Source organism: Marinobacter metalliresistant, assembly GCF_038098645.1.
In the GTDB taxonomy this organism is placed as follows: Bacteria; Pseudomonadota; Gammaproteobacteria; order Pseudomonadales; family Oleiphilaceae; genus Marinobacter; species Marinobacter metalliresistant.
Map to the genome: position 1 here is coordinate 386,060 of NZ_CP101118.1, position 23,092 is coordinate 409,151.

At 58.3% G+C, this 23,092-nt stretch carries 22 protein-coding genes; 14 read left to right on the top strand and 8 right to left on the bottom strand.

What is annotated here, in order from left to right; translation table 11 throughout:
- Positions 1-82: 82 nt before the first annotated feature.
- From NLK58_RS01860 to NLK58_RS01870, 3 genes are all read left to right on the top strand, one after another.
- Positions 83-841, top strand: coding sequence for a GNAT family N-acyltransferase (locus NLK58_RS01860; RefSeq protein WP_341581913.1), 759 nt, complete (start codon positions 83-85; stop codon positions 839-841).
- Entirely contained in the window at positions 838-1,665 is an 828-nt protein-coding gene (locus tag NLK58_RS01865; protein ID WP_341581914.1) for a lysophospholipid acyltransferase family protein, read from the top strand. Before NLK58_RS01860 ends, NLK58_RS01865 begins: the two co-directional genes overlap by 4 nt.
- A 118-nt stretch (positions 1,666-1,783) precedes the next feature.
- Positions 1,784-3,364 (top strand): hypothetical protein, encoded by a 1,581-nt coding sequence (locus NLK58_RS01870; RefSeq protein WP_341581915.1) that lies wholly within the window; start codon positions 1,784-1,786, stop codon positions 3,362-3,364.
- A gap of 334 nt (positions 3,365-3,698) precedes the next feature.
- On the opposite strand, the gene NLK58_RS01875 is transcribed toward NLK58_RS01870, so the two are convergent.
- The 8 genes from NLK58_RS01875 to NLK58_RS01910 form a co-directional block, all read right to left on the bottom strand.
- Positions 3,699-4,481, bottom strand: a complete 783-nt coding sequence (locus NLK58_RS01875) for an SDR family oxidoreductase (RefSeq protein ID WP_341581916.1) — start codon at positions 4,479-4,481, stop codon at positions 3,699-3,701.
- 455 nt (positions 4,482-4,936) lie between these two features.
- A complete protein-coding gene (locus NLK58_RS01880) occupies positions 4,937-5,704 on the bottom strand; it encodes a hypothetical protein (protein ID WP_117616994.1) in 768 nt (255 codons plus the stop codon).
- Between the two features lie 441 nt (positions 5,705-6,145).
- Positions 6,146-7,015, bottom strand: a complete 870-nt coding sequence (locus NLK58_RS01885) for a hypothetical protein (protein WP_162893656.1) — start codon at positions 7,013-7,015, stop codon at positions 6,146-6,148.
- A gap of 10 nt (positions 7,016-7,025) precedes the next feature.
- The gene (locus tag NLK58_RS01890; RefSeq protein WP_117616997.1) at positions 7,026-9,797 is read right to left on the bottom strand and encodes a hypothetical protein; all 2,772 of its coding nucleotides are present in this window, start codon (positions 9,795-9,797) and stop codon (positions 7,026-7,028) included.
- Positions 9,794-10,387, bottom strand: coding sequence for a hypothetical protein (locus NLK58_RS01895; protein WP_205422249.1), 594 nt, complete (start codon positions 10,385-10,387; stop codon positions 9,794-9,796). Before NLK58_RS01895 ends, NLK58_RS01890 begins: the two co-directional genes overlap by 4 nt.
- 31 nt (positions 10,388-10,418) lie before the next feature.
- Complete coding sequence (locus tag NLK58_RS01900) at positions 10,419-11,714, bottom strand: hypothetical protein (RefSeq protein ID WP_117616998.1); 1,296 nt, start codon at positions 11,712-11,714, stop codon at positions 10,419-10,421.
- Between the two features lie 5 nt (positions 11,715-11,719).
- Complete coding sequence (locus NLK58_RS01905; protein WP_117616999.1) at positions 11,720-12,154, bottom strand: type II toxin-antitoxin system VapC family toxin; 435 nt, start codon at positions 12,152-12,154, stop codon at positions 11,720-11,722.
- Positions 12,154-12,390, bottom strand: coding sequence for a type II toxin-antitoxin system Phd/YefM family antitoxin (locus tag NLK58_RS01910; protein ID WP_117617000.1), 237 nt, complete (start codon positions 12,388-12,390; stop codon positions 12,154-12,156). The genes NLK58_RS01905 and NLK58_RS01910 overlap by 1 nt, the downstream gene beginning before the upstream one ends.
- Positions 12,391-12,548: 158 nt before the next feature.
- On the opposite strand from NLK58_RS01910, the gene NLK58_RS01915 reads away from it, so the two are divergent.
- The 11 genes from NLK58_RS01915 (at position 12,549) to NLK58_RS01965 (ending at position 23,075) form a co-directional block, all read left to right on the top strand.
- Positions 12,549-13,349, top strand: a complete 801-nt coding sequence (locus NLK58_RS01915; RefSeq protein ID WP_117617001.1) for an SDR family NAD(P)-dependent oxidoreductase — start codon at positions 12,549-12,551, stop codon at positions 13,347-13,349.
- A gap of 10 nt (positions 13,350-13,359) precedes the next feature.
- A complete protein-coding gene (locus tag NLK58_RS01920; RefSeq protein WP_117617002.1) occupies positions 13,360-14,565 on the top strand; it encodes an acyl-CoA dehydrogenase family protein in 1,206 nt (401 codons plus the stop codon).
- The gene (locus NLK58_RS01925; RefSeq protein ID WP_341581917.1) at positions 14,565-15,590 is read left to right on the top strand and encodes a phosphotransferase family protein; all 1,026 of its coding nucleotides are present in this window, start codon (positions 14,565-14,567) and stop codon (positions 15,588-15,590) included. The genes NLK58_RS01920 and NLK58_RS01925 overlap by 1 nt, the downstream gene beginning before the upstream one ends.
- A complete protein-coding gene (locus NLK58_RS01930) occupies positions 15,587-15,952 on the top strand; it encodes a DUF6285 domain-containing protein (protein WP_117617004.1) in 366 nt (121 codons plus the stop codon). The genes NLK58_RS01925 and NLK58_RS01930 overlap by 4 nt, the downstream gene beginning before the upstream one ends.
- Before the next feature lie 3 nt (positions 15,953-15,955).
- Positions 15,956-17,569 (top strand): long-chain-fatty-acid--CoA ligase, encoded by a 1,614-nt coding sequence (locus NLK58_RS01935; RefSeq protein WP_117617005.1) that lies wholly within the window; start codon positions 15,956-15,958, stop codon positions 17,567-17,569.
- Between the two features lie 181 nt (positions 17,570-17,750).
- Positions 17,751-18,974: an ABC transporter substrate-binding protein gene (locus NLK58_RS01940; RefSeq protein WP_117617006.1), complete on the top strand. Its 1,224-nt coding sequence runs from the start codon at positions 17,751-17,753 to the stop codon at positions 18,972-18,974.
- 77 nt (positions 18,975-19,051) lie between these two features.
- Positions 19,052-19,921, top strand: coding sequence for a branched-chain amino acid ABC transporter permease (locus NLK58_RS01945; protein WP_117617007.1), 870 nt, complete (start codon positions 19,052-19,054; stop codon positions 19,919-19,921).
- A complete protein-coding gene (locus NLK58_RS01950) occupies positions 19,918-20,865 on the top strand; it encodes a branched-chain amino acid ABC transporter permease (protein WP_117617008.1) in 948 nt (315 codons plus the stop codon). Before NLK58_RS01945 ends, NLK58_RS01950 begins: the two co-directional genes overlap by 4 nt.
- Entirely contained in the window at positions 20,862-21,644 is a 783-nt protein-coding gene (locus tag NLK58_RS01955) for an ABC transporter ATP-binding protein (protein WP_117617009.1), read from the top strand. Before NLK58_RS01950 ends, NLK58_RS01955 begins: the two co-directional genes overlap by 4 nt.
- On the top strand, positions 21,641-22,345 hold the full coding sequence (locus NLK58_RS01960; RefSeq protein WP_117617010.1) for an ABC transporter ATP-binding protein: 705 nt from the start codon (positions 21,641-21,643) through the stop codon (positions 22,343-22,345). Before NLK58_RS01955 ends, NLK58_RS01960 begins: the two co-directional genes overlap by 4 nt.
- Positions 22,346-22,391: 46 nt before the next feature.
- On the top strand, positions 22,392-23,075 hold the full coding sequence (locus NLK58_RS01965) for a TetR/AcrR family transcriptional regulator (protein WP_117617011.1): 684 nt from the start codon (positions 22,392-22,394) through the stop codon (positions 23,073-23,075).
- The last annotated feature ends 17 nt before the right edge of the window (positions 23,076-23,092 follow it).

Sequence of the window (23,092 nt, forward strand, 5' to 3'; positions counted from 1 at the left end):
TACCTCTGCCTTACCGTCTGATTAAGCCGGTCCGCTGACGATCAGCGGCGGCAACGAATCAGCCAGTCAAAGGGATCAGAACATGCAAAGTCAGTCGACAGCCTCCAGCACCGGCCGAAAGCTTACCTCCGGTGTGGCAACGGAACCGGCCCAGATCGTCGCGGCTCAGCGGCTCAGGCACCAGATATTCACCAGCGAATACGGCGCTGACCTGGAAACGGACACCGGTATCGACCAGGATCGCTTTGACCCCTGGTGCGTACACTTCGTAGTAACGGATCAAAGCGGCGATGTGGTTGCGACCACGCGCCTGCTGCATGGTGAGGTAGCTGCCGAAATCGGAGGTTTCTATTCGGAAGACGAATTCGATCTCGATCGCCTGAAACGCAATCCTGGCGTGTTCGCGGAACTTGGCCGAACCTGCATTCGCAGCGATTGCCGCTCGGGAGCGGCACTGAGCACGCTGTGGTCCGAAGTGGCACAGTATCTGGTTCAGGAAGGCATCGACTATCTGCTGGGCTGTGCCAGTATCAGTATGCTTGATGGCGGCTACAAGGCGTGGCGAATTACGCAACAGGTGCAGCAGGAGCATCTGGCTGCTGACAACTTCCGGGTCACGCCCAAGCGCACATTGCCCCACCTTGCCAGCCACCGCACACAAACAGACAAAGTGGCGATTCCGCCGCTGATCCGCAGCTATATGCGCCTGGGTGCAGAGGTGTGTGGTGAGCCCTGCTGGGATCCCGCTTTCCGCTGTGCGGACCTGCTGGTGCTGTTGAATGTGGATAAACTGGCAGCCCGTTATGCGCGGCGCTACAAACTTGAGGCCAGGACCGCTTGAGTAAAATAGAGCGTATTGCCGACAGTCTTCGGCTGTTCACTCGCCTGAGCGCGTTTGTCGGGTTTCTGGTGCTCAGCATGACGACCCTTGTGTTGTTGCGGGCCCTGGAACTCTGCAGCAGACAACGAATCGACCGGACCCTCCTGGTGAACAGGTATTCCGCTGGGCTCTGCCGCCTGTTGGGCATGCGCATCCAGACGCACGGGCTGCCAATCGAAGGTTCGGCATTGCGCGTGTGCAATCACATTTCCTGGACGGATATCCCGATTCTGGCCGCCGGCCTTCCTTTGCGATTCCTTGCCAAACGTGAGGTGGCCTCCTGGCCATTGATTGGCTGGATTGCGCGCCAGGTTGGAACCATTTTTGTAAAGCGTGGTGCCGGCGACTCCGCTGCGGTGCGACAGACACTGGTCTCGGCCCTGGAAGCGGGGGAGTCCATACTGGTTTTCCCTGAAGGAACCACGACCGCGGGAGAGGGCGTTCGACCTTTTCACACGCGCCTGCTCGGCGCGGCGACCGCGGCCGGGTGCCCGGTGCAGGCGATCACGATTGCCTACCACCGGGACGGGCAACCCGACCGCCTGGTGCCTTTTATTGGTGACGATGAGTTCGTCGCCCACTTGTTTCGTCTGCTAAGAAAGCCTGCGGTGCGAGTGGATGTTATGTTCCACCCACCTCTGACAGTTTCCGTCAGTGACAGCCCCCGCGAGCTGGCTCGGACGCTTTACCAGCAGGTCAGCCAGGGACTGGAGACATTGCGTGAAAAACACGAAGCCGAAAATGGCCTATCGGAGTTCGACGATCTTCACCGAAGTGCCTCTTAACCTGCCGGAATCATTTCTCCAAAACAGTCAAATCAGGTGCCGTGGCGTCCTGAACTGAAATAAAGCTTTAACCTGCGTCCTGTAGAAAAGGGGCTCCCATTGTAACGGAGCAGCAGTAATGTCCGATCAGTCATCCCTTCTTGTAGAAAAACTCTGGCGCCTGAAACGCCGTATCGATAAAGGGGCATGTCCCGGTGTCGATTTTGTCCACCTGAACGTGCTTCTGAAGGAACCCGCGTATCGAACCGATGTTCTGCGGCGGGTGGAAGCCAGTGGCACCCCCGAGCTACAGGCATTGGCCCGGGAAATCATGGCCAATGATGACGGGCAATCGCTGATGGCAAAGTCTCCAGACAGAGCTTTGGATGCCTCGGCACCACGCCCCGTAAATCGCCGGAGTTTGTTTGGCCGTAAGGCTATGCTTTTGATGCCGGTGCTCGGTGTGACTGTGGCAACGGTCGCCGGCTTTACGGCGTTCGAAAACCGGGCAGAGCGTATCGATTCTGATATTACGACCGATACCGTGTGGGAAGCCGGCACCCGCTATGTGCTCGAAGACAAGGTATTTGTGGAGAACGCCCAACTGACCATTGAGCCGGGCGTTATTGTCCAGGGCGAAGCAGGTTCTGCTCTCATCGTCACCTCTGGTGCCAAGCTCTTTGCACGAGGCAGCCGGAACGAACCGGTTGTGTTTACCAGCGCGAAACCCGAGGGTGAACGTGCTCGCGGAGACTGGGGCGGAGTGGTGCTTCTGGGTAAGGCACCTGTTAACGAGCCTGACGCTGCCATAGAGGGCGTGCCGGAAACCGATCTTCGTGGCCGGTTCGGTGGTTCGGATTCGGATCACAGTTGCGGAGTGCTGCAGTACACACGAATAGAGTTTGCCGGTTTCGAAGTCTACAAGAACAACGAATTGAACGGCCTGACACTGGGCGGCTGCGGTGCCAACACGATCGTGCAGAACGTTCAGGTTCACCGGGCACTCGACGACGGCATAGAAATGTTCGGTGGCACAGTGGACCTGAAAAACATCGTGGTCACTGGAGCCGCCGATGACAGTATTGACTGGGATTGGGGCTGGACCGGGCGTGTCCAGTTTGCAGTTATTCAGCAACACCAGGACGTGGGCGACAACGCCTTTGAAGGAGACAACAACGGCTCCGATCATTCTGCGCGACCGCGCTCGGAACCGACTTTCTATAACGTAACTCTTTATGGTAGCGGTCGATCCGCGAAGGAACATCGTGCCATTCTGTTACGCGAGGGTTCCGGTGGTCATTTCCACAACATGGTCATCGACAGCTTCGCCATTGAGGCGCTAGACACCCGTGACGAAGTCACTGCGCTTATTGGGATGAATGCCCTGACGTTCAGTCACAACCTGCTGTCTAATAATGGCAGCCTTGGCAATCTTGCCGTTGCTGAAGAGACTGATGACGACGATTTCGGCTTCAACGAGGAAGCATGGATTCGCACGCCGTCAATGTTCAATAAGGTGCAGGTTGAGAGCGGCCTTCACGCTTCTGTCAGAAGCGAATCCTCACCCCAGTTCCGGCCCCGAGGAATGCTGCGCACTATGAAAGCAAAGCGGCCGCCCAAAAGTGAGTTTTTCGATGAGTCTGCAGCGTACCAGGGTGCGATAAACCCGCGCGCCACATCCGCCTGGCTGGATGACTGGACGGCTTTTCCAGAGTTCTGACATCTGGCCTGTGATCCAATCGTTACAAAAAATCTCAAACACCGAGTCACGCGCTGCTGATATACCCGGAACGATTGCCCCACATCGGTAGTTATCACTGTTAACGGTAAGCGCATTGGTTTCGCTGGCGCTGTGACTCCAACCCTGCCACAGATCACGTCGACTGGCAGCCGGAGATATTCACCACCCCGGCACTGGAGGAGAGCAGGACGCGTTTTCGGAATACCTGCAGGTATTCCATCCGGACGCAGACAGCGCTTACAACGTCCCCGTGGACGTAAATGAGTGCCTGATACCCGCCACCCCCTGACCGTGAACCCTCTGCTCACGGCTGTTAGCGACGGACCGGCGCCATGCCCAGGTGAGCGCCGCCGTCGATGAGGATGGTTTCCCCGGTGGTCAGGTCGCCGCCGATGATCAGGCCCAGGCAGACGTCGGCTACGGTTTCCGGTGAGGCGGTATCATGCAGGGGCGATTTACCCTTAGTCTTCTCCAGTAACGCGTCGTACTTTTCTTCGCCCAGACCCTTTTTCAGCCACTCACCCTGAACGAAACCGGGACAGACGGCGTTGACCCGGACTTCCGGCCCCATAATCCGGGCCAGGGAGCGGGTCATGGTAACCAGAGCGCCCTTTGAGGCGGCATAGGCAATGGAACTGCCGATACCAGCGAGGCCGGCAATGGAAGCCATGTTGATGATGTGTCCGGAACCATTGGCTCGCAGGGCTTTCTCGGCGGCACGGGTCATCTGATAGGGGCCCACGGTATTGACGGCGTACAGGTCGAGGAAGTCCTGTTTGTCGAGGCCGTCGAGGTTGGCGTGATCACAGAATTTCGTGGTGCCGGCGTTGTTTACCAGGATATCAACACGGCCTAGCTGGTCCAGGGTGGCGTCCACCATGGCGCGGCAATCGGCGTCTTCCGCCACATCGGCGCGCATTACCAGGGTTTTTACACCGAACTTCTCGCAGTCGGCGGCTACCGCCCGGGCGCCGTCCTCATTGTTACTGTAGTTGATCACCACGTGGCAGCCGTGTTCGGCAAACAGGCGGGCGATGGCGGCGCCGATACCGGAGGAGGAGCCGGTGACAATGGCGACGGAATCTTTGAGTTTCATGGCAAGTCCCTGTTTGTTGGTTTGCAGAGGGGGCGCAGGTTTCGCCCATGAAGTCTGAGAGCGTTATCTTCTCTCGATCCATGGATTACATCAATTGCTGTCGGTACCCGGTGGATTGAAAAGGGGCCAGCAGGTGCAGGCCTGATCAGACAATCAGCAGCCGCAGCCGGGAACTCAAATAATCACCTAGAAAATGAAATCGTAACCTATTGATCGGATAGGTTTTATAAAAAGTAAGCAGGCGTAGTTTTACCTTTAGGAGTTTGCAGTATCTTACTGTTTGTAGAATTTAAAAGGTCTTCTTTAGGTTCGTTCTTCAACTCCGTGTACGCCGGTTCGATTCCGACCCGCGCCTCCATTTTCACCCTTTAAAATCAACAAACTAACTCGCCTTAATTTGGTTGAGTTTCTCACCCAAAAAATATCCAAATTAAACCCAAAGTATTTTTACGGGTTTAGGTCGCATGCCCGGTCGGTAACCAGCGATGAATTCCAATTGGTGCGGCGTTTCCGGGTTTGAGGTGACGATACCTGAGCATGGCTCTTCGACGGTACTTGTCATAAGCCTTGCCAATAATCCGGGGTATCTGTTCGTCTCGAGTTCTTTGGGGCCATCCTCGGTGAGCAGCAGGTATGCAGAGCGTTGGGTCCGCATCGGCACCAAGGACTGCCTCTACGGTGTCGTCATGTTCAAACAGCTGAGACAAGAACTTAAGAATATTCAGCGCGTGGCGGGGTGCCCCCCCGTTATTTTCAAGATACTGTTCATCAAGCAGTTCACTCAGATAACATTTAGTGATCTTTATGGCTGTGTTGATTCGAATGGCCTCGCGAGCAGCCTTGTCAGGCCCGTAACCCAGTGTGGCGAAATTATGAATCCTGCTTGCCAGACAAAGTGGGGGTGAGAGAAAGCGCACAGTTTCGCCACCAATCACAAATCCATCCCAGAAGGCCTCAATATGTTTCTGAGGCACTCCCTGTACGCTCTCCATGAAATCAATCTTGTATGGTTCATCTTCCTCTGGCAGATTGAGAAGGACGATGGCGCTTTGTGGCGTGTTGTCACCGAACTTCGGGTAGGTGGCCTTGCCTACCCAGCGCTCGGCGCAAGCTTCGATAGCTTGTTTGTCCCTGGCATAAAGATCCAGGTCCATGCTGGCAATAGCGATTGCTTCATCTTCGCTGAACTCGAGGGGGCTTGGTCGTGTCTGGGCATATTTCATGGACCAAAACATAAGTGCTTGGCCGGCCGCCCACGACAAAGACCAGATCCCGTGCGCTGTCTGGAATTCGGCAAAGCAGGTCATTGATAAGAAAATATTGTTCTACAACGGAACGCTGTTGGTCTTGGATGACCTGAAACGATGGCGGGAATGTTTGGTCGGGGGGAGGATTAGCCTCTGACACGAGCTCTTACAGGCGCAGGAGCAGCACCTTTAAGCAGGGCGGACATCTCTTTGCCATAGGCAGGGTCTTTATAGTCGCGCATGCGAACAATTTCTTTTTCCGCACTACGACGGCTAAAGAGATTGTCAGATTTAAGGGCAGCGTTTTGGGCCATAAGGCTAACCAAGTCCAATAATTAGTCTGAAAATTGTGCGCACATTTTGATCGTTTGTCAAACTGATAGAAAGCTTTGTTCTCTCACCCGAAAAATACCCGGATTAAACCAAAAACACGGCCTCCTGCTCCAGCGCTTTTCCGCTGAGCTTCAGGGCTTTCAGAAGCTCCAGAACCTCTTCCGGTTCCTTGTCCGGATCCAACCTCTGCTCGGCACTGGCCACATATTTAAGATTTTTTCGCCACACGTCAGAATCGCCGTAGCGTTCCAGTTTCCGCTTCCAGTCAGGCATTAGCCACAGTTCGACGTTTTCGCCCATTGCCTGGCGCAGACGGGCATAATTCTGAAGCCCGACGCCATCGTAGTCGGGAAAGAAAAGAATCCTCGGGCTTCGGCTTCTCGCAACTAACCAGGTGATCAGCCGGTTGCTGATCTGGCCCTGATAAAAGAGTACGGATCCATTCAGGTCCTCGGGTACCCAACTGGTGTCGTCCAGCAGGGCCTGGTTTTCCACCAACCACAAGGGGTTGCCCGAGGTCAGCGAGGTATCCGCCTGGCTGATATCGATGGCCAGGGCTCCTGCCAGGGAGGATAGGGCCCAGAGATTGAGGGATTTGCTGTCGCAACTCCAGGTCACTCCAGGGGCCGTTGCTTTCAGTAGCCGGTAGGAAGCCTCGTGAGTATTCTTCCGACCTTTCGTGGATCGGGTAAGCGCCAGGTTCTTTGCACGAACCGGGAGATTCTCGTCAACCGATTCGGCATCAGGTCGTAACTCTCGAAGATTCTGCCTAAACACCGTCGGGTTGGTGACACGATAGACGGTGCCGTTTCCCTGGCGCACCCTGGTTACGCAGGCGGTCGTGCGGAGGAAGTCATCAAGTACTCGTTTTTGGGAAGGAGTGAACCGCGAGCCCACGCACTCTCCACCAGAATCCTCTAGCTTGATCAATGCTTCTCTCAGGGATCTGTTCATGGGTGGGAACTCACGCCTCAACAGCCTCTAACGGTTGCAGGATCTGCCAGTGTTTGCGGCTGATGTGGTTCATACCGTTGCTCCTCTGCTGAATAGGCACGCAGTAGTGGGCCGTGATCAACGGTGAAGGTGAGGCAAAGATCAGCGCGAAACCAAATTCGGAAGCGGTCTTGATCAGGCTCTTCTGGTTCGCCGCGTCCAGGGCCAGGGCTTCGTCCAGGTAGCACAACGCCTGGATCTGACGGGTCTTGTCCTGCATCAGGTACAGCATGGCCAGTCCGGTAACCAGTTTGGCCATGAGCACGGTTCCGTTGGAGGCCGCGCTGTCGATATCGTCAAAGCTCTCAGGGTCCTGGTTTTCCTTTCCCAGCTCGAATGTCAGTCGGAACAGGTCGGCCACCTTCAGGCCGTGGCGGGCGCTGCCCTCGTCAATCAATAACTGGCGGGCCTGGTCCAGCTGCCGGTCGTCGAGCACACTGGTTTGATTGAACAACTCAAAGGACTCACCGGATTCTACCTTTTCCGCAGTCTGTATCAGCAGATCAATGGCGTCCACCAGGTGGCTTTCGTGAACCGGCTGGATGCGGAACACCTTGAGATCTGACAGCCTTCTGCGGCTGATTAACCGATTGAATTCATGCATGGCATTTTCAAAGGACTGCAGGTTGCCCCGAAGATCCCGGAGACTGGCCGTCACGGTGACCACGGCGCTGCGGGCTTTCTTTTCCAGTGCTTCTGCTTCCCGGGCGAGGTGATGGCGAAATTCAACCATCAGCCGGATTTCCTCCTCCGTGCTCGGGGCATACTGGAACTTGGTCAGTCCGCCGCTGTGGAGCGTGATGCGCAGGTGGTGGAGGTCCCGGTCCAGGTCTTTCAGTCGCTGGCAGTCCCGCTGGTATTCCCGCAACGTTTCGGCCAACCGGTCGAGGGGTAACTCGGGGTCGCCCACCCAGGGAGTGTGGGGCAGGTCTTCCAGCCAGTTAAATTGCTCGTCTGTATCACCCCGGTTCTGGCGGATGCGATCTATCTCCTGATGCGCGGCCTCCAGCTTTTGCTTTTGGTTCGCCAATGTCTGGAGCTGATCTCTCAGGGCTTGTTGTCGGACGCTGGCCTGTTTCTGGGCATGGTCAATCTCAGTCAGTTCCCGGTTGGCTGCGCCCATTTCCTTTCGTCGGTCCGGGTGAGTGTTTTGAAGGCGTTTCAACTCATCAAACTGTTCCAGGCCCTTTTCCAGATTCTTTGCTTCCTGCTCAAGCTCCAGCTTGCGCTTCCGTTGGCTATCGAGCTCCCGGGCCGCAGCCTGCTGTTCCTCCAGCGCCTGGAGCCGGGCCTGGCATTCTTCGGTCAGGCGCGCAATCTCCTCAGCTGACCGTTGCTCATGTTGCGGCAACTGGTTCTGGAGGGACAGGTTCAGGCCTGGTAGCAGCAACCTGTCCTCCGGCATGCTCTGTAGCCAATGGTGAAGTTCAGCGGAGTCCAGTTGATACTCCCGAGGGGACAGGGTGAGCAGTTGGCGGTTAAGACTTCTGTTGAGAACGTTGAGCCCTTCTTCAGAGACGTGTTGCTTCAGGGTCAGATAAAGGTTGTCTGATAGCGTCTCCTGCTCCTTGCTCAGTGCCGACAGCTCCTTTTTCTCCCGCTGGATCTGACGTTCGAGAGCTGCGCCGGACTGACTGTCGGCGCCGGCCAGAAGGGCAATCTGGCGGTCACGGTTCTGGATGGCGGTGGTCAGCTGCTGCTCAAGCTGAGCCCGGGCAGTGACCAGGGCAAACTGGTTCTCCAGCTCCGCAAGGCGCGTTTCTTCGGCCTTCAGGGTTTGCAGCCTCTGATTAAGTTCAAGCTGGCGCCGGGTCTGCTCCCGGTCTTTTGCCAGCAGTTCTGCTTCCTCTCGCTCCAGTTTCTGGTGCTGGTCCTGAAGGCTCTGGCCCTGGGTGTGGTAATGGTTTTGCCAGCGCTCCAGACCATCATCGATCAGCGGGCGCCGGGCAATGATCCGACCCCGTATGGTGAGTCGTTCTTCCTGAAGTTTTTCCAGGTCGTCAATGAGCCCTTGCTGGTTGCGGGCGGCATTGTATTGCTCCCGGTCCTGGTTCACTTCTGCGAAGGCTTTGTCCCACTCCTGTTTGAAGTCCACGACGGAGTCCGGCAACTGGCGGCTGAAGATTTGCAACAGATGCCGTTTCACTTCGGCGGAACTCAGTTTGTCCAACCGCAGGGTTCGGGTGAGCACTTGCCGATAGGCACTGGCGTCGTTGCGGTTCTCCAGCCGGAACACGGTAAAGTCGGAACTGGTCTGTCCGCGCTTGCGGGCGCCGCCGTAGACCATTTCGGCGAAGTCCGTGGATGAGTAGAAGTTGGCCGTTCGCCCATGGTGGGCAAGCTGCTCCAATAGCCGGGGTTGTGTCACCAGCTTGCCGTTTTCCAGGCGGTACTCTTCGATATCCAAAGGCCCCCGGTAGGCAAAATACTCATAGTCGTGGCTGAAGCCTTTGCCTACGCAGCCCAGTACCACGGAACCGGATTCCGGCAGGGTGACCTCCAGCAGGATATAGCTGCTGTTGGAGGGGAAGTAGAATCGCCGGGCCTTATCCTTGTCATGAGCACCAAAGTCCAGGTGCCGCTTGTCGATGATCAGCAGGTATTGCAGGGCGTTGATCAGGCTGGTTTTGCCGGTGTTGTTCGGGGCGATGAGAGAGACGGACTCATCCAGGGGAAGCTCTGCCCGTTCGTACCCGGCACTGTTGAGGAGCACCAGTTGCTGGAAACCGTAATCTGAGCTCATGGGGTATCATCCTCGTCATCCTGATCGCCAGCCCAGGACACATCCTCGGCCTGATCCACCTGGCTGGCCAGTTCTTCGTAATGGTCCAGGTAGCGACACACCGCCGGCAGCAATTGCCAGGCTCCGGAATCGAAACGGGCAAAGCCGAAGTTTTCGGCGGTTTTCATTAACCCTGACAAACCGGGTAGATCCAGCTCCTCCGCATCCAGCAGGTCCTGATGTTGCTCGTAAACAGTGGTTAGCAGAGTCTGATCAATGCGCCAGTGCCCGAATTTCATCAGCGGTATGCCCGCATCCGCCTGAGTGTCGAAAAGGACCATGAACAACAGGGCCAACTGGCGCGTGGCCTTGTTGGTTGTCGCGCTGCCTTCGTCCTGATGGAACCAGGCAAACCCACGTCCATCGAGACGAAGTTCGTGTCCCAACGCCGTAAAGATGGCCTGATAGTCGTTGATATTGCGTTCAAGCTCTTCCCATAACGCCGGTTCCGCGAGGCGGTTCAGGTGGCGGCCCCGGCTGAACCACCGGAAAAGCTGGGCCAGGCTCGGCAGGTTATCCGCGATCTGATTGAATTGGCTCGTATTATCCACAGTTGCTACTCACAGTTGTCACTCACGGATCTCACTTAGAGGGCTCGCTTAAAGGATCATTGGCTTCTGGATCGGGCTGGACCAGGCGGTAGGGCCAGTAAAGGACAGAAACCTTTGAAAGGCTTGTAGTTGTGGGCTCTGCCTCCAATTGCGTTTCCCATTGATCCTCCCTCGCAAGGTCATGATAAAGTCTCAGGAGGACCTGGTCAGGCAGGGAGGGGTAGTGTTGCCGCAGCCATTCCAGCAGGTTGTAAACCGGAAGCCCGGTCAACAATTGTTGTCGGAGCTGGTCTTCGTCAATCCACTCCGCAATGGCCACGGGCGCTGCATCCACTTCGTCCGGGAAGGCCTGTTCATTGGGCTCAAAATTCCTGGCCTCGGCCATGATGGTTTTCACCTGGTCCCCCACGGACACACTGCGGCTCTGGTGCACACGCCAGACCGGCAACCAGGGTTGACCCTGCCGCTTCCGAAACGCCCGGTTGAGGCCCTTTTTTCGGACCTGGCCCAGCAGGCGGCTTATGGCGGAGGACAGATTGTTATGCTGGCGTGCTTCCTCCCGAAGGGGCAACAGAATGTCGGCACACTGCTGGGCCGTGACTCGCCCCAGCCGGCGCAATTCCTTTGCCTGGTAACCAACGTGCCTGAGACGGTTCAGGTGGCTGTACAGTGCACCCTTGGTTACCAGACGGTTGTAGCCAAGGTCGAGAGCCTCTTCCGCCGCTGCCAGATGATGATAGAAAATGCCTGAAGGGCCGGAATCCATCATCGCGTTCATCGGCTCAACATACTGGTCATAGGCATCGAGCACGGACTTGTAGCGCCTGGCAATGGGGGCCCGGGTATCGGATGACTTGGCCTGTTCGGCCAACTCCGCGATGGCGTGGCGGTCCTGCTCCAGTTGGCGGGCAATGTCTCTGAACAGGGTGGAGAGCCGATTAATTGCAGAGGTTTGCTGGCCGGTATCACCCGCCTCTATGCCGGAGGTGAGCGTTTCTGTCGCGCCACGAATGGCCTCAATGCGTGCCTGGATGACCGAAGACAGCCCCAGTTCGTGTTCATGAGTCAAACCACGCACAAATTCCAACACGTGGGCATTCACCACAAAGCGTTCAGAGCGACTCTGAACCTCCAGCACGCCACTGGCAAAAAGTTTGCGCAGGGCATCACCGACTTGATTGTCATCCAGTGCCGGCTGGGCCTGTCGAATCGCTGCAAGGATCTGCTCTTCGGAGAACGCCGGCATATCCCGGGTGGCCCTGACCAAGGATTCAACGGTTTCCCAGTGCTCAAAAAGTGTGCGGGTGAGATGTTTAGGACTCGCCATGGTACTCAGACGCTCTTTGAAGCAAGGCTGGCGTCGATGCCAAAGAAAATGGCTGCGTTCACAAGCGCCTCGTCTTCGCTGATTAAACGGGCCTGGTGATGTTCCGCGCAGGCCAGGTGAAGCGCATCCAACGTCCTCAGGCTCGTCTTCCTTGTTCCAATCCAGTGGCTCGCTCGTTGATAGTGGGTCGTTTCAATGGGGCAAAGGGTGAAGCGGCCATGACTTACATCGTCATGGAACGCACTTTCGATACGGTTCGCCTGAGGCTCACTGAGTTCCCCCATTCGAACCCAACGGGCCAGTGCGCTTGCAACCTCAACTTCTGTCAGATGACTGATAAGAACAGGCCTGGTCTGTGACTCAAGCAAAGCCTGAACCTGATCGCTGGTGCGTTCCTGGCGGTAATAGGGCAGAACGGCGCTGGTGTCAAAGTAAACCATCAATAACGCTCATCGTCTCTGAGCTGCCGCACCGCCCGAGCGGAACTTTCCCGGGAGGGGGGCAATGAGGCCCTGAGTTCTGACCGGTTCGGAAACTGAATTTTTTCTGGCAGGGCTGCGGTCAGGCGCGCAGCAGGTTTGCCATGGCGAAGGATAACAATCTCTTCTCCGGCGGCCACGGCGTCCAATAGATTTGAGAGTTTTTCCCGGGTTTCCCGGACATTGATTGTCTGCATAACCTTTACCCCATTTGTGTACACAATAAGTGTACTCCTGATCGGGGTTTGGTCGCAATTTAACGCCCCGGGGTATTTTCGGTTTCCGGGTCCCGGTTCGATCTGAAACTTGAATAATTCGAGCGCTCGTTCTATTTTTATATTCCGGAGGTCGAAATATGAACAATTCCAATAACACGAACCCTGGCAACACAAACTGGTCCCTGCGCGTGGACGGCAAGACTGCACTGGTTACCGGTGCGGCAGGCGGCCTGGGCCACAGCTTTACCCGATGCCTGCTGGAGGCCGGTGCAACGGTCATTGTCAGTGGCCGCCGCCGCGAGGCACTGGAGTCCCTCAAGGTTGAATTTCCCGAGCATGCTGATCGGGTCCATGTTGTCACCATGGATGTCACCGACGAGGCAAGCGTCACTGAAGCGTTCGACACCATGGCCGATGACATTGCCATCCCCGATGTCGTGGTTTCCAATGCTGGCGTGGCGACCAGCAAGAAGGCACTGAACCTGACCGGTTCGGACTGGGACCGGGTGATTGACACCAATCTCAAGGGCTGCTGGCTGGTCAGCAACGAAGCGGCACGCCGCCTCTCGGCAATCAACCGGGGCGGCAGCATCATCATGATTTCTTCCATTCTTGGCCATCGCGTGGCCGGCAACGTGGCGCCTTATGCCGCCGCAAAGGCCGGCGTTGAGCAGCTGACCCGTGCCCTTGCGCTCGAATGGGCCCGTTACGGTATCCGCGTCAACGCGCTGGCACCGGGGTACATTGAAACCGACCTGAACCGTGATTTCTTCGCCAGTGAACCCGGTCAGAAAATGATCCGTCGCATTCCCCAGCGTCGCCTGGGGCAGGCCGATGATCTCTCCGGTCCGTTGCTGCTTCTGGCTTCAGGGCTTTCCGACTACATGACCGGCAGCACCCTTGTGGTTGATGGCGGTCATCTTCAATCCTCACTGTAAGGAGTGGGCTGTGGACTTCAATCTGAACGCCAGGAACGAGTCTTACCGAAAACGCATCCGGGATTTTGTGGAACAGGAACTGTTGCCGCTGGAGCAGAACCCGGAGGCCTACGATGAGCATGAGAACATTGCGCACGACCATCTCGAGAAGATGCGCGCCAAGGCAAAACAGCAGGGCCTGTGGTGCCTGCAGATTCCTGGGCATCTGGGCGGCCAGGGGCTTGATGTCTCCGGTATGGCGGCCTGTTACGAGGAAATGAACCGCTCGATTTTCGGGCCGGTGGTGTTCAATTCCTCGGCACCGGACGACGGCAACATGATCGTGCTGGCGAAGGTGGCGACCGAGGCCCAGCAGGAGCGCTGGCTCAAACCCATCGTGGAGGGCAAGGTACGGTCTTCGTTTGCCATGACCGAACCGCCCCCCGGCTGCGGCTCGGATCCCGGCATGATGCAGACTACCGCCACGCGCAAGGGCGACCGGTGGGTCATCCACGGCCACAAGCACTATATTACCGGCGCCGCCGAAGCGTCCCATTTCATCTTGATTGCCCGGACTTCCGACGATACCCGCAAGGGCCTGAGCGCTTTCATGTTCCACAAGGATGATCCGGGCTGGGAGATCGTCCGGCGGATTCCGATCATGGGGCCGGAAGAGCACGGCGGTCATTGCGAGCTCCGGTTCGATGGCCTGGAAATTTCGGATGAGAACCGGCTGATGGAGGTCGGTGACGGCCTCAAGGTCACCCAGATCCGCCTGGGCACGGCCCGTCTGACCCACTGCATGCGCTGGCTCGGCCTGGCCCGTCGCTCCCTGGAGATTGCCACCGAGTATGTCGATACCCGGGAATCCTTCGGTCAGACCCTGGCCCAGCGCGAGGGCGTGCAGTGGCTGCTGGGCGAGGCCGCGATGGAGATCCAGATCGGCCGGCTATTGACCATGCACGCTGCCTGGAAGCTGGACCAGGGTGACTTCGCCCGCAAGGAAGTTTCCATGGCCAAGGTCGCGGTGGCCGACACCCTGCACAAGGCGGTGGACACGGCCATTCAGCTGTGCGGTGCCCGGGGTTATTCCAAGGATACCCCGCTGGAGTGGATCTACCGTTATGCCCGCCAGGCGCGGTTGGTGGATGGGGCCTCGGAAATACACAAGATGGTGTTCTCGAAGACCCTGCTGGCGGAGCGTACGGACTTCTGGCACTGGGGAGTGAAGGCCTGATGTCTGCGCTTGCCGACACCTTCAGCGCATTCATTGCCCGGCAAACCGGTGCCCGGAGTGCCCGGGTTATCGATTTCGACAAGCTCTCCGGGGGCGCCATCCAGGACAACTTCGGGTTGACCCTGGAGCTGGAGGGCGGCAGCCGGCCGGGGCGGCAGGAATTTGTGGTCCGGCAGGACGCCCCCTCCGGGGTGTCGGAGAGCCTGTCCAGGCCTGAGGAATTCCAGGTTCTGCAGGCGGCGTTTCAGGCCGGGGTTACCGCTCCGGAGCCGCTCTGGCTGTGCGAGGATACTGAGGTCAGTGGGCGGGTGTTCTATGTCATGACCCGGGCTTCGGGCAGCGCCTCACCGCGCAAGCTTGTCAAAGCGGATTTCACCAAAGAGCAGCGCCGGAACATCGTGCGCAGGCTGGGTGCCGAGCTCGCCAGGCTACACACAGTGAGGCCACCGCAGGAGTCGCTGGAGTTTCTGGCACTGCCGGATCCGGACAATCCGGCCCTGAGTCGGGTCGCGCTGTATCGCCGCTATCTGAAAGAGATCGGTGAGTCCCATCCGGTGCTGGAGTGGGCGCTGAACTGGCTGGAGGACCGTGCGCCGGAACCGGGCCCGACGGTGCTGTGCCACTGTGATTTCCGGACCGGCAACTACATGATGGACGGTGACGAGCTGACCGCTGTCCTGGACTGGGAATTCGCCGCCTGGAGCGATCCCTGTGAAGATCTGGGCTGGCTCTGTTGCCGCAGCTGGCGATTTGGGGCGGATGACCGGGAAGTTGGTGGCGTCGGAGCCAAACAGGATCTTCTGGACGGTTACCGGGAAGCAAGCGGAACCGACCTTGACCCGGCGGCGGTGAGTTACTGGGAAGTCATGGCCCTGGTGCGCTGGGCGATGATCGCGTTGCAGCAGGCGCGCAGGCACATGTCCGGTGAACAGCGTTCGCTGGAACTGGCACTGACCGGCCGCATGGTGGCCCAGATGGAATCCGACCTGCTGAACCAGATTCAGGAACTGGAGGATGGGCAATGATCAACCAACCGGAAACCCGGGATTTGCTCACCGAGGCCCGCCAGGTGTTGCTGGATTCAGTGGCCCCGGAGCTGACGGGAGAGCGCAAATACCAGGCGCTGATGGTAGCCAATGCCATGGGTATGGCAATCCGGGAGCTTGAGCAGCGCGAGCAGGGCCAACCGGAGCAAACCGACCGAACCGTCCGGGCATTCCTGGCGGAGCGGTCCCTCAAAGCTACCGCCGGTGAGGCTGAGGCCGCCCTTGCCCGGGCCGTTCGAGAGCGTCACCTCGATGGCGCCGATCCGGCCGTGCGATCGGTGCTCCGGAACCTCACGGAGGCCCGGTTGCGGATCAACAACCCCGGCTATCTGAAACGGTGAACCATGAACAAGTACAACAACCTCGACAAGACAGCCGCCAACCACTCCGCGCTGACACCACTGAGTCTGCTCCAGCGCTCGGCACGGATCTTCCCGGACAAGCGGGCAGTCATCGATGATGACCGGATACTGTCCTACCGGCAGCTCTACCAGCGTTGTCGCCAGATGGGCGATGCGCTTCGTCGCCGCGGCATCAACCCCGGCGACACGGTGGCCATCCTCTGCCCGAACAGTCATGAGATGCTGGAGTCCCACTACTCGGTGCCGATGGCCGGGGCGGTGCTCAATTCGATCAATATCCGCCTGGACTCGGCCACGATAGCCTTTGTCCTGGCCCATGGCGAAGCCCGGGTGCTGTTCTACGACACCCAGTGGGAGAACGAGATCCGGGCCGCTATTGCCGAGCTGGAGGTGCCGCCGCTGCTGGTGGCCATCGAGCGCAAGGCGGGGGCGAGCGAGGGCCTGGCAGACCTGGGCTACGAGCACCTGCTGACGGAGGGCGATCCGGAGGCCTCCTGGCAACGGCCCGCCGATGAATGGGACGCCATTACCCTGAATTACACCTCAGGCACCACCGGCAATCCCAAGGGTGTGGTCTACCACCATCGCGGCGCCTACCTGGCGGCCATGACCAACGCCATGGTGTTCGACATGACCGCCGAGACCGTCTACCTGTGGACCCTGCCGATGTTCCACTGCAACGGCTGGGCCTACACCTGGGCGATCACGGCGGTGGGCGGCACCCACGTCTGCCTGCGGGAGGTGGACGCCATGGAAATCTACCGCCGGATCGAGGACTACGGTGTGACCCACATGTGCGGCGCGCCGGTAGTGATGAACATGTTGCTGCAGGACCTGGGACGCGAAGGCCTGACACTGTCCCGGCCCGCCCACTTTGCCCTGGGTGGCGCGGCGCCCCCCAGCAGCGTGATCCATAAGGCGGAGGACATTGGCTTCCAGGTTACTCACCTTTATGGCCTGACGGAGACATTCGGCCCTTCGGCACTGTGTGTGCTCCAGCCGGAATGGCAGCAGCTGCCGTTGGAGGAACGGGCAGTGAAAATGTCCCGCCAGGGTGTTCCCACCCATGGTCTGGACGAGGTCGCGGTGCTGGATATGGACAGTGGGGAACCGCTGCCTGCCGATGGCAACACCATGGGCGAGATCTGTATCCGCGGCAATACCGTGATGAAGGGCTACCTGAAGAATGCGGAAGCCACGGAGAAGGCGTTCAGGGACGGCTGGTTTCATACCGGTGACCTGGCCGTCATGCACCCGGATCACTATGTGGAAATCCGGGATCGTGCCAAGGATGTCATCATTTCCGGTGGCGAGAACATCTCCAGCCTGGAGGTGGAAGAGGTTCTTTACCGGCACCCGAAGGTCTCCGAGGCGGCGGTGGTGGCAATGGCCGACGAAAAGTGGGGCGAAGTACCCTGTGCCTTTGTCAATCCGGTCGACGACGGCGAGGCACCCACCCCCGAGGAGATTATTGCCTTTTGCCGGGAGCGCATGGCGCACTTCAAGGCACCGCGGAAGGTGGTGCTTGGTGAATTGCCCAAGACCGCCACCGGCAAGATCCGCAAAAACATTCTCCGGGACTCTCTGTCACGATGACCGGGCTGTCACGATGACCGGGCTGTCACGATGACCGGGCTGTCCCGATGATTAGGCTGACCATGGTCGGCGGGAGGTTGCGATAGCGAAAACAACGCATTCACAGCGACGAAAACCGGGCCTGATTCAACGGGTCTGCAAGTTCCAGTGACAACAAAGACAAGAACACAGGAGCATTATCATGAAAATAACGAGCATCAGGAAACTCCTGGTTGCGATGACCGCAGCCGCTACGCTGGGTACCGCCGGTACCAGTTATGCCGAGGATCCGATCCGGATCGGGGGCATCTACATTCTCTCCGGCAGTGCCGCCACCTACGGTGAGTTTGCCCAGAAGGGCATCAACCTTGCGGTGGACGAAATCAACGCTTCGGGCGGCATCCTGGGTCGCCAGGTCGAAATGGTCTATGAGGACAGCCAGGGCAAGGCATCGGTAGCCATTCAGGCAGCCCGGAAACTGGTTTACTCCGAGGGTGTTGACGCCCTGGTGGGTCTGGACAGCTCGGGTGTTGCCCAGGGTATGGTTCCGACCATGCCAGAGCTGCAGAAGCCGCTGATCATTACCCACGCCGCCACGCCGGATGTCACCGGCAGTCTGTGTAATCCGTTTACCTACCGCATCAGTGTGAACGTGGCCCAGAACATGAAGGCTGCCGCCCTGGTGGCCGCGGAAACCGATGCCACCAACTGGACCACCATCGGTCCGGACTACGCCTTCGGCCACCAGTCCTGGGAGTTCTTCGGTAACTACCTCAAGGACATCAAGCCGGAAGTGAACCTGATGTCGGAGACCAACTTTCCGCGCTTCGGGGCCGAGGACTTCACCCCATTCATTGACCGTGTAATGGACTCCGACGCCGAGGGTGTGCTCATCTCCGTCTGGGGTGGTGACCTGGTCAACTTTATCCGCCAGGCCAATACCCGTGGGTTCTTCGAAAAGGACCTGGAGGTGATGTTTACCGTCGGGGCGGCTACAGAAGTACTGTCCGCCCTGGGTGAGGAAATGCCAGAGGGTGTGCATCTGTCCACGCGTTACTGGTATGAGGCCTATGACAACGCGGTGAACGATCGCTTCGTCAAGGCGTACATCGACGCCTACGGCACTCCCCCGAGCTACAACGCCGAGGGCGCCTATGCGGCTATCTATGCCTATAAAAAGGCCATGGAAACAGCCGGTACCACCGAAGGTCCTGCCGTCGCCAAGGCACTCAGCGGCATGAGCCTGGAGGCGCCGAACGGCACGGTGACTTTCCGTGAGGGTGATCACCAGGCGATGGTCAGTCCGAACTGGGGTGTTTCCGGCCCCATGCATCCGGAGCACGGCATCCGCACGCTGACCAACCTGCGGATCTTTGACGGCGAAAAAGTAGCCCGCACTATCGAAGAGACCGGTTGCAAGCTCTGATCTGATTGTTGTTCTTACGCTTGCCGTGGCGTCCTCCGGGGCGCTACGGAACCGGCCCTAACCTAATGAGGTAATCCATGTCTGGCATCGGAGCGGCGTTGCTGAATAGTCTCGATATCGGGCTGCTGCTGTTTATCATCGCAGTGGGCCTGAATATCGTGTTCGGTGTGCTGAACATCATCAACTTTGCCCATGGGGCACTTTACATGCTGGGGGCCTACCTGGCCTTCACCCTGATCAATATTGCAGGCATGCCCTTCTGGGTGGCCCTGATACTGGCTCCGATGGGTGTCGCCATCCTGGCGGTGATCATCGACCGGGTCCTGTTGCGCTTCATCTATTCCCGGGACGTGGCAGACAGCCTGCTACTGACCTTCGCCATCCTGCTGATCATCAACGAGAGTGTGCGGATGATCTGGGGTAGTGGTATTCATGTGGTCCAGCCGCCGCAGCTGCTTTCCGGTTCGGTGCAACTGTTGGGCAGTTCCGTTGCCACCTACAGCCTGTTTGTGATTGTCGTCGGCCTGCTGTTGCTGGCCGGGCTGTGGTACCTGTTCAACCGCACCCGCGTCGGCCGCGTCATGCGGGCAGCCGCACTGGACCGGGACATGGCCGAGGCCCTGTGCATCAACACCCGGATGGTGGTGACCGGCGTCTTTGCCTTTGGCGCCTGGCTGGCCGCCGTCGGCGGTGTAATGGCCGCACCCATGCGTGCACTGGATCCCGGCATGGGGGACAAGATCATTATCGAATCGTTCATTGTGGTGGTGATTGGCGGTCTGGGTAGCTTCCCGGGTGCCTTGCTCGGCGCCATCATCCTGGGCCTGATTCACGGCTTCGGTGGCCGCTACCTGCCGGAAGTGAACCTGCTGTTGCCGTTTGTAGGCATGGCACTGGTTCTGTTGTTCAAGCCAAACGGCATTATGGGCAAGGGGGCAGCCGCATGAAGACCAAGGTTCTGATGGCCATTCTGGCTGTGGTGATCGCGGGGCTGATTGCGGTGCCCTGGATCGCTTCCTATTTCTATGTTTTTATTTTTACCGAGATCCTGATCCTGGGTTTGTTCGCGGCCAGCTTCAACCTGATTTTCGGCTATACCGGCATGCTGAGCTTCGGGCATGCCGCCTTCTTTGGTATCGGCTCTTACGCCACGGCACTGGTACTGATCCATCTGGAGTGGCCGTTCCTGGCCTGCCTGCTGGTTTCCATGGGGGCATCCGCGCTGCTGGCGCTGGTCATCGGCTTCCTGAGCGTCCGGCTTAACGAGGTGTACTTTGCCATGCTCACCCTGGCCTTTGGCATGATGGTCTTTGCCATCGCCTACCAGTGGCGTTCGGTAACCAACGGCAGTGACGGCCTTGCCGGGTTTACCCTGGGTTCCTTCGGGCTCGGCCTTGATCTGACCCTGGCCAATCCGTCGGTTTATTACCACGTGGTGCTGGGGATCGTGGCTGTTGCCTCGGTGGTGCTCTACGTGATCTGTCGCAGCTCTTTCGGCATGATCCTCAGGGCCATCCGTCAGAATCCGGAACGGGTGTCCTTTGCCGGATTGAACGTACGCACCTACCGTCTGGTGGCTTTCGTTATTGCCGGCAGCTTTGCGGGCCTGGCCGGTGGCCTGATCGCACCGTTCCTGCGGGTGGCGAGCCCGGAACTTTTGCACTGGTCCATGTCCGCCGAACCGATTTTGATGGCCATCCTCGGTGGCACTGGGTATTTTCTCGGGCCCTTCGTCGGTTCCGCGGTGTTTGTGCTGCTGGAAACCTGGATCACCAGTTATACCGAATCCTGGATGCTGGTTCTGGGCATCATCCTGGCCATGATGGTGATTTTCTTCCGCAAGGGTCTGCTGGGTACTGTCATTGACTGGTGGATGGAGGTGAAGAAATGAGTAATCCAATCCTTACCATAGCTAACCTGACCAAGCGTTTTGGCGGAGTCACTGCGGTATCTGGAATTAACCTGGAGGTCATGCCGAAGGAAACCATTGCCATTATCGGCCCCAACGGTGCCGGCAAGACAACCTTCTACAACATGGTTTCCGGCCGGATGCAGCCGACTGAAGGCAAGATCATGCTGGACGGCAGGGATATCACCGGCCTGCCGCCCCACAAGATCAGCCGGCTGGGAGTATCCCGGTCGTTCCAGATCAATAACATCTTCCCGGAGATGACGGTGCAGGAGAATGTGGAGGTGGTGCTGTCGGCCTATCACGGCCACAGCCGCAAGCTGTTCAACATTGCTTCCCGCAACACCGGAATTCAGCAGGAGGCGGTCGAGTTTCTGCAGCGCCTGGGCATCGACAGCCTCAGGGACCAGCGTGCCGAAGTCATCAGTTACGGCGACAAGCGATTGCTGGAAATCGCCATGGTGCTGGCGACACAACCCAAGCTGGTACTGCTGGACGAACCCACCGCCGGGATGACCCCGGATGAAACCCGGCGCACCACCCGGCTGATCAAGAAGCTTGCGGACAGTGGTGACTACACGTTCATGATTACCGAGCACGACATGGACGTGGTTTTCAACCTGGCGGACCGGATTCTGGTCATGCACCGTGGCGAAAAGCTGTTTGCCGGTACACCCGAGGAAGTGAAGAACCATCCGGAGGTTCGTGTCGCCTACCTGGGTGAGGAAGACGACGAGGCGGTCGAGGAGGCCAATCCATGATTCTTGATGTTCGCAATATCCAGACGTTCTACGGTGAGAGTCAGGCGCTCCAGGGTGTTACCCTTCAGCTCGAAGCCGGTGAGACGGTTTGCATCCTTGGCCGTAACGGTGCGGGAAAGAGCACAACCCTGAAAAGTATTATGGGGCTGACGCCGCCGCGATCCGGAGAGGTGATCTATGATGGCAAGCCGGTCCAGGGCTGGCCCGCGCACCGGATTGCCCGCGCAGGCATCGGTTATGTGCCGGAAGATCGCCGGATATTCCCCGGGCTGACGGTGCGGGACAACCTGGATGTGGCCTCCTATCAACGCAAGGGCAGTACCGCCCGCTGGACGGTGGATGGCATCCTCAAGAAGTACGAAATGCTTGGTGAGCGGGCGGACCAGGACGGTGCCACCCTGTCTGGCGGCCAGCAGCAGATGCTGGCGGTGGCGCGTTCCCTGATGATTCAGCCCAGACTGTTGCTGCTGGATGAGCCCAATGAAGGACTGGCCCCGGTTATTGTGCAGCAGATTGGTGAGCTGATTGACGACCTCAGTCAGACTACAACCATCCTGTTCACCGACCAGAGCGTGCGGTTTGCCCTCAAGCATGCCCAGCGAGCCTACATCCTGGAAAAGGGTCAGGTAGTGCATGAAGCGAGCAGTGATGAGTTGCGTGCTGATCAGGCCACCCAGGACCGGTTCCTCTCGGTGGCATAATCTGGCTTATAATCCCCGCCCGCAGGAGCAGACAGGCGTGGCAGCTATGATCGAGAATTATGAGGCATTTCGTGGTGAACTCAGCATGTCCAAGGAGGATGTGATCCGTGATGTTTACCGTCAGAACAAGGAACGGATCAGCATCAAGAAGGAGGCGACGGCGGTCAGAAATCTGACCCGGATCATCGAGTCGACCCTGCGGCTGGCCAACTCCAAGGGTTTCCATGCCATGACGCTCAGGGATCTGTGTGGGGATTCCGGAATGAGCATGGGTGGCCTCTATGCCTATATCCGCAACAAGGACGACCTGATCCATCTGATCCAGAGCCACGGCTTCATTATCACGCGCCGGACCCTGCTGCATTACACCGCAGAGGTCCCGGATGTCCGTGACCGTTTGTTTGCGGCGATCAAGGCACACCTGTACCTGAGCGAACTGATGCGGGCCTGGTTCTACTTTTCCTACATGGAAGCGACGAGACTGCCGGCTGAGGAAAAACGCGACGCGGTTGCCATTGAGCTGGAGATCGAAGAGATCTTCCTGGGGTTAATTGAAGACGGCATTGAGGCGGGGGTTTACCGCTCAAGAAATGCCCGCCTCGTTGCGTCGATGGCCAAGGCCCTGTTGCAGGACTGGTACCTGAAGCGCAGAAAATACCGTGACCAGAATGTTGCCGTTGACGACTATGCTGCGTTTGTCAGGGATGTAATTGAAAGCTATCTGCTCTGAGGGCGCTGACTCTCTCC

Excerpts from the sequence above, each read along its gene's own strand:
- NLK58_RS01880 (WP_117616994.1), bottom strand. The coding sequence starts at position 5,704 with ATGAAATATGCCCAGACACGACCAAGCCCCCTCGAGTTCAGCGAAGAT.
- NLK58_RS01950 (WP_117617008.1), top strand. The coding sequence starts at position 19,918 with ATGAAGACCAAGGTTCTGATGGCCATTCTGGCTGTGGTGATCGCGGGG.
- NLK58_RS01915 (WP_117617001.1), top strand. The coding sequence starts at position 12,549 with ATGAACAATTCCAATAACACGAACCCTGGCAACACAAACTGGTCCCTG.
- NLK58_RS01940 (WP_117617006.1), top strand. The coding sequence starts at position 17,751 with ATGAAAATAACGAGCATCAGGAAACTCCTGGTTGCGATGACCGCAGCC.
- NLK58_RS01965 (WP_117617011.1), top strand. The coding sequence starts at position 22,392 with ATGATCGAGAATTATGAGGCATTTCGTGGTGAACTCAGCATGTCCAAG.
- NLK58_RS01860 (WP_341581913.1), top strand. The coding sequence starts at position 83 with ATGCAAAGTCAGTCGACAGCCTCCAGCACCGGCCGAAAGCTTACCTCC.
- NLK58_RS01910 (WP_117617000.1), bottom strand. The coding sequence starts at position 12,390 with ATGCAGACAATCAATGTCCGGGAAACCCGGGAAAAACTCTCAAATCTA.
- NLK58_RS01870 (WP_341581915.1), top strand. The coding sequence starts at position 1,784 with ATGTCCGATCAGTCATCCCTTCTTGTAGAAAAACTCTGGCGCCTGAAA.
- NLK58_RS01925 (WP_341581917.1), top strand. The coding sequence starts at position 14,565 with ATGTCTGCGCTTGCCGACACCTTCAGCGCATTCATTGCCCGGCAAACC.
- NLK58_RS01930 (WP_117617004.1), top strand. The coding sequence starts at position 15,587 with ATGATCAACCAACCGGAAACCCGGGATTTGCTCACCGAGGCCCGCCAG.
- NLK58_RS01935 (WP_117617005.1), top strand. The coding sequence starts at position 15,956 with ATGAACAAGTACAACAACCTCGACAAGACAGCCGCCAACCACTCCGCG.
- NLK58_RS01945 (WP_117617007.1), top strand. The coding sequence starts at position 19,052 with ATGTCTGGCATCGGAGCGGCGTTGCTGAATAGTCTCGATATCGGGCTG.
- NLK58_RS01890 (WP_117616997.1), bottom strand. The coding sequence starts at position 9,797 with ATGAGCTCAGATTACGGTTTCCAGCAACTGGTGCTCCTCAACAGTGCC.
- NLK58_RS01875 (WP_341581916.1), bottom strand. The coding sequence starts at position 4,481 with ATGAAACTCAAAGATTCCGTCGCCATTGTCACCGGCTCCTCCTCCGGT.
- NLK58_RS01900 (WP_117616998.1), bottom strand. The coding sequence starts at position 11,714 with ATGGCGAGTCCTAAACATCTCACCCGCACACTTTTTGAGCACTGGGAA.
- NLK58_RS01905 (WP_117616999.1), bottom strand. The coding sequence starts at position 12,154 with ATGGTTTACTTTGACACCAGCGCCGTTCTGCCCTATTACCGCCAGGAA.
- NLK58_RS01955 (WP_117617009.1), top strand. The coding sequence starts at position 20,862 with ATGAGTAATCCAATCCTTACCATAGCTAACCTGACCAAGCGTTTTGGC.
- NLK58_RS01885 (WP_162893656.1), bottom strand. The coding sequence starts at position 7,015 with ATGAACAGATCCCTGAGAGAAGCATTGATCAAGCTAGAGGATTCTGGT.
- NLK58_RS01960 (WP_117617010.1), top strand. The coding sequence starts at position 21,641 with ATGATTCTTGATGTTCGCAATATCCAGACGTTCTACGGTGAGAGTCAG.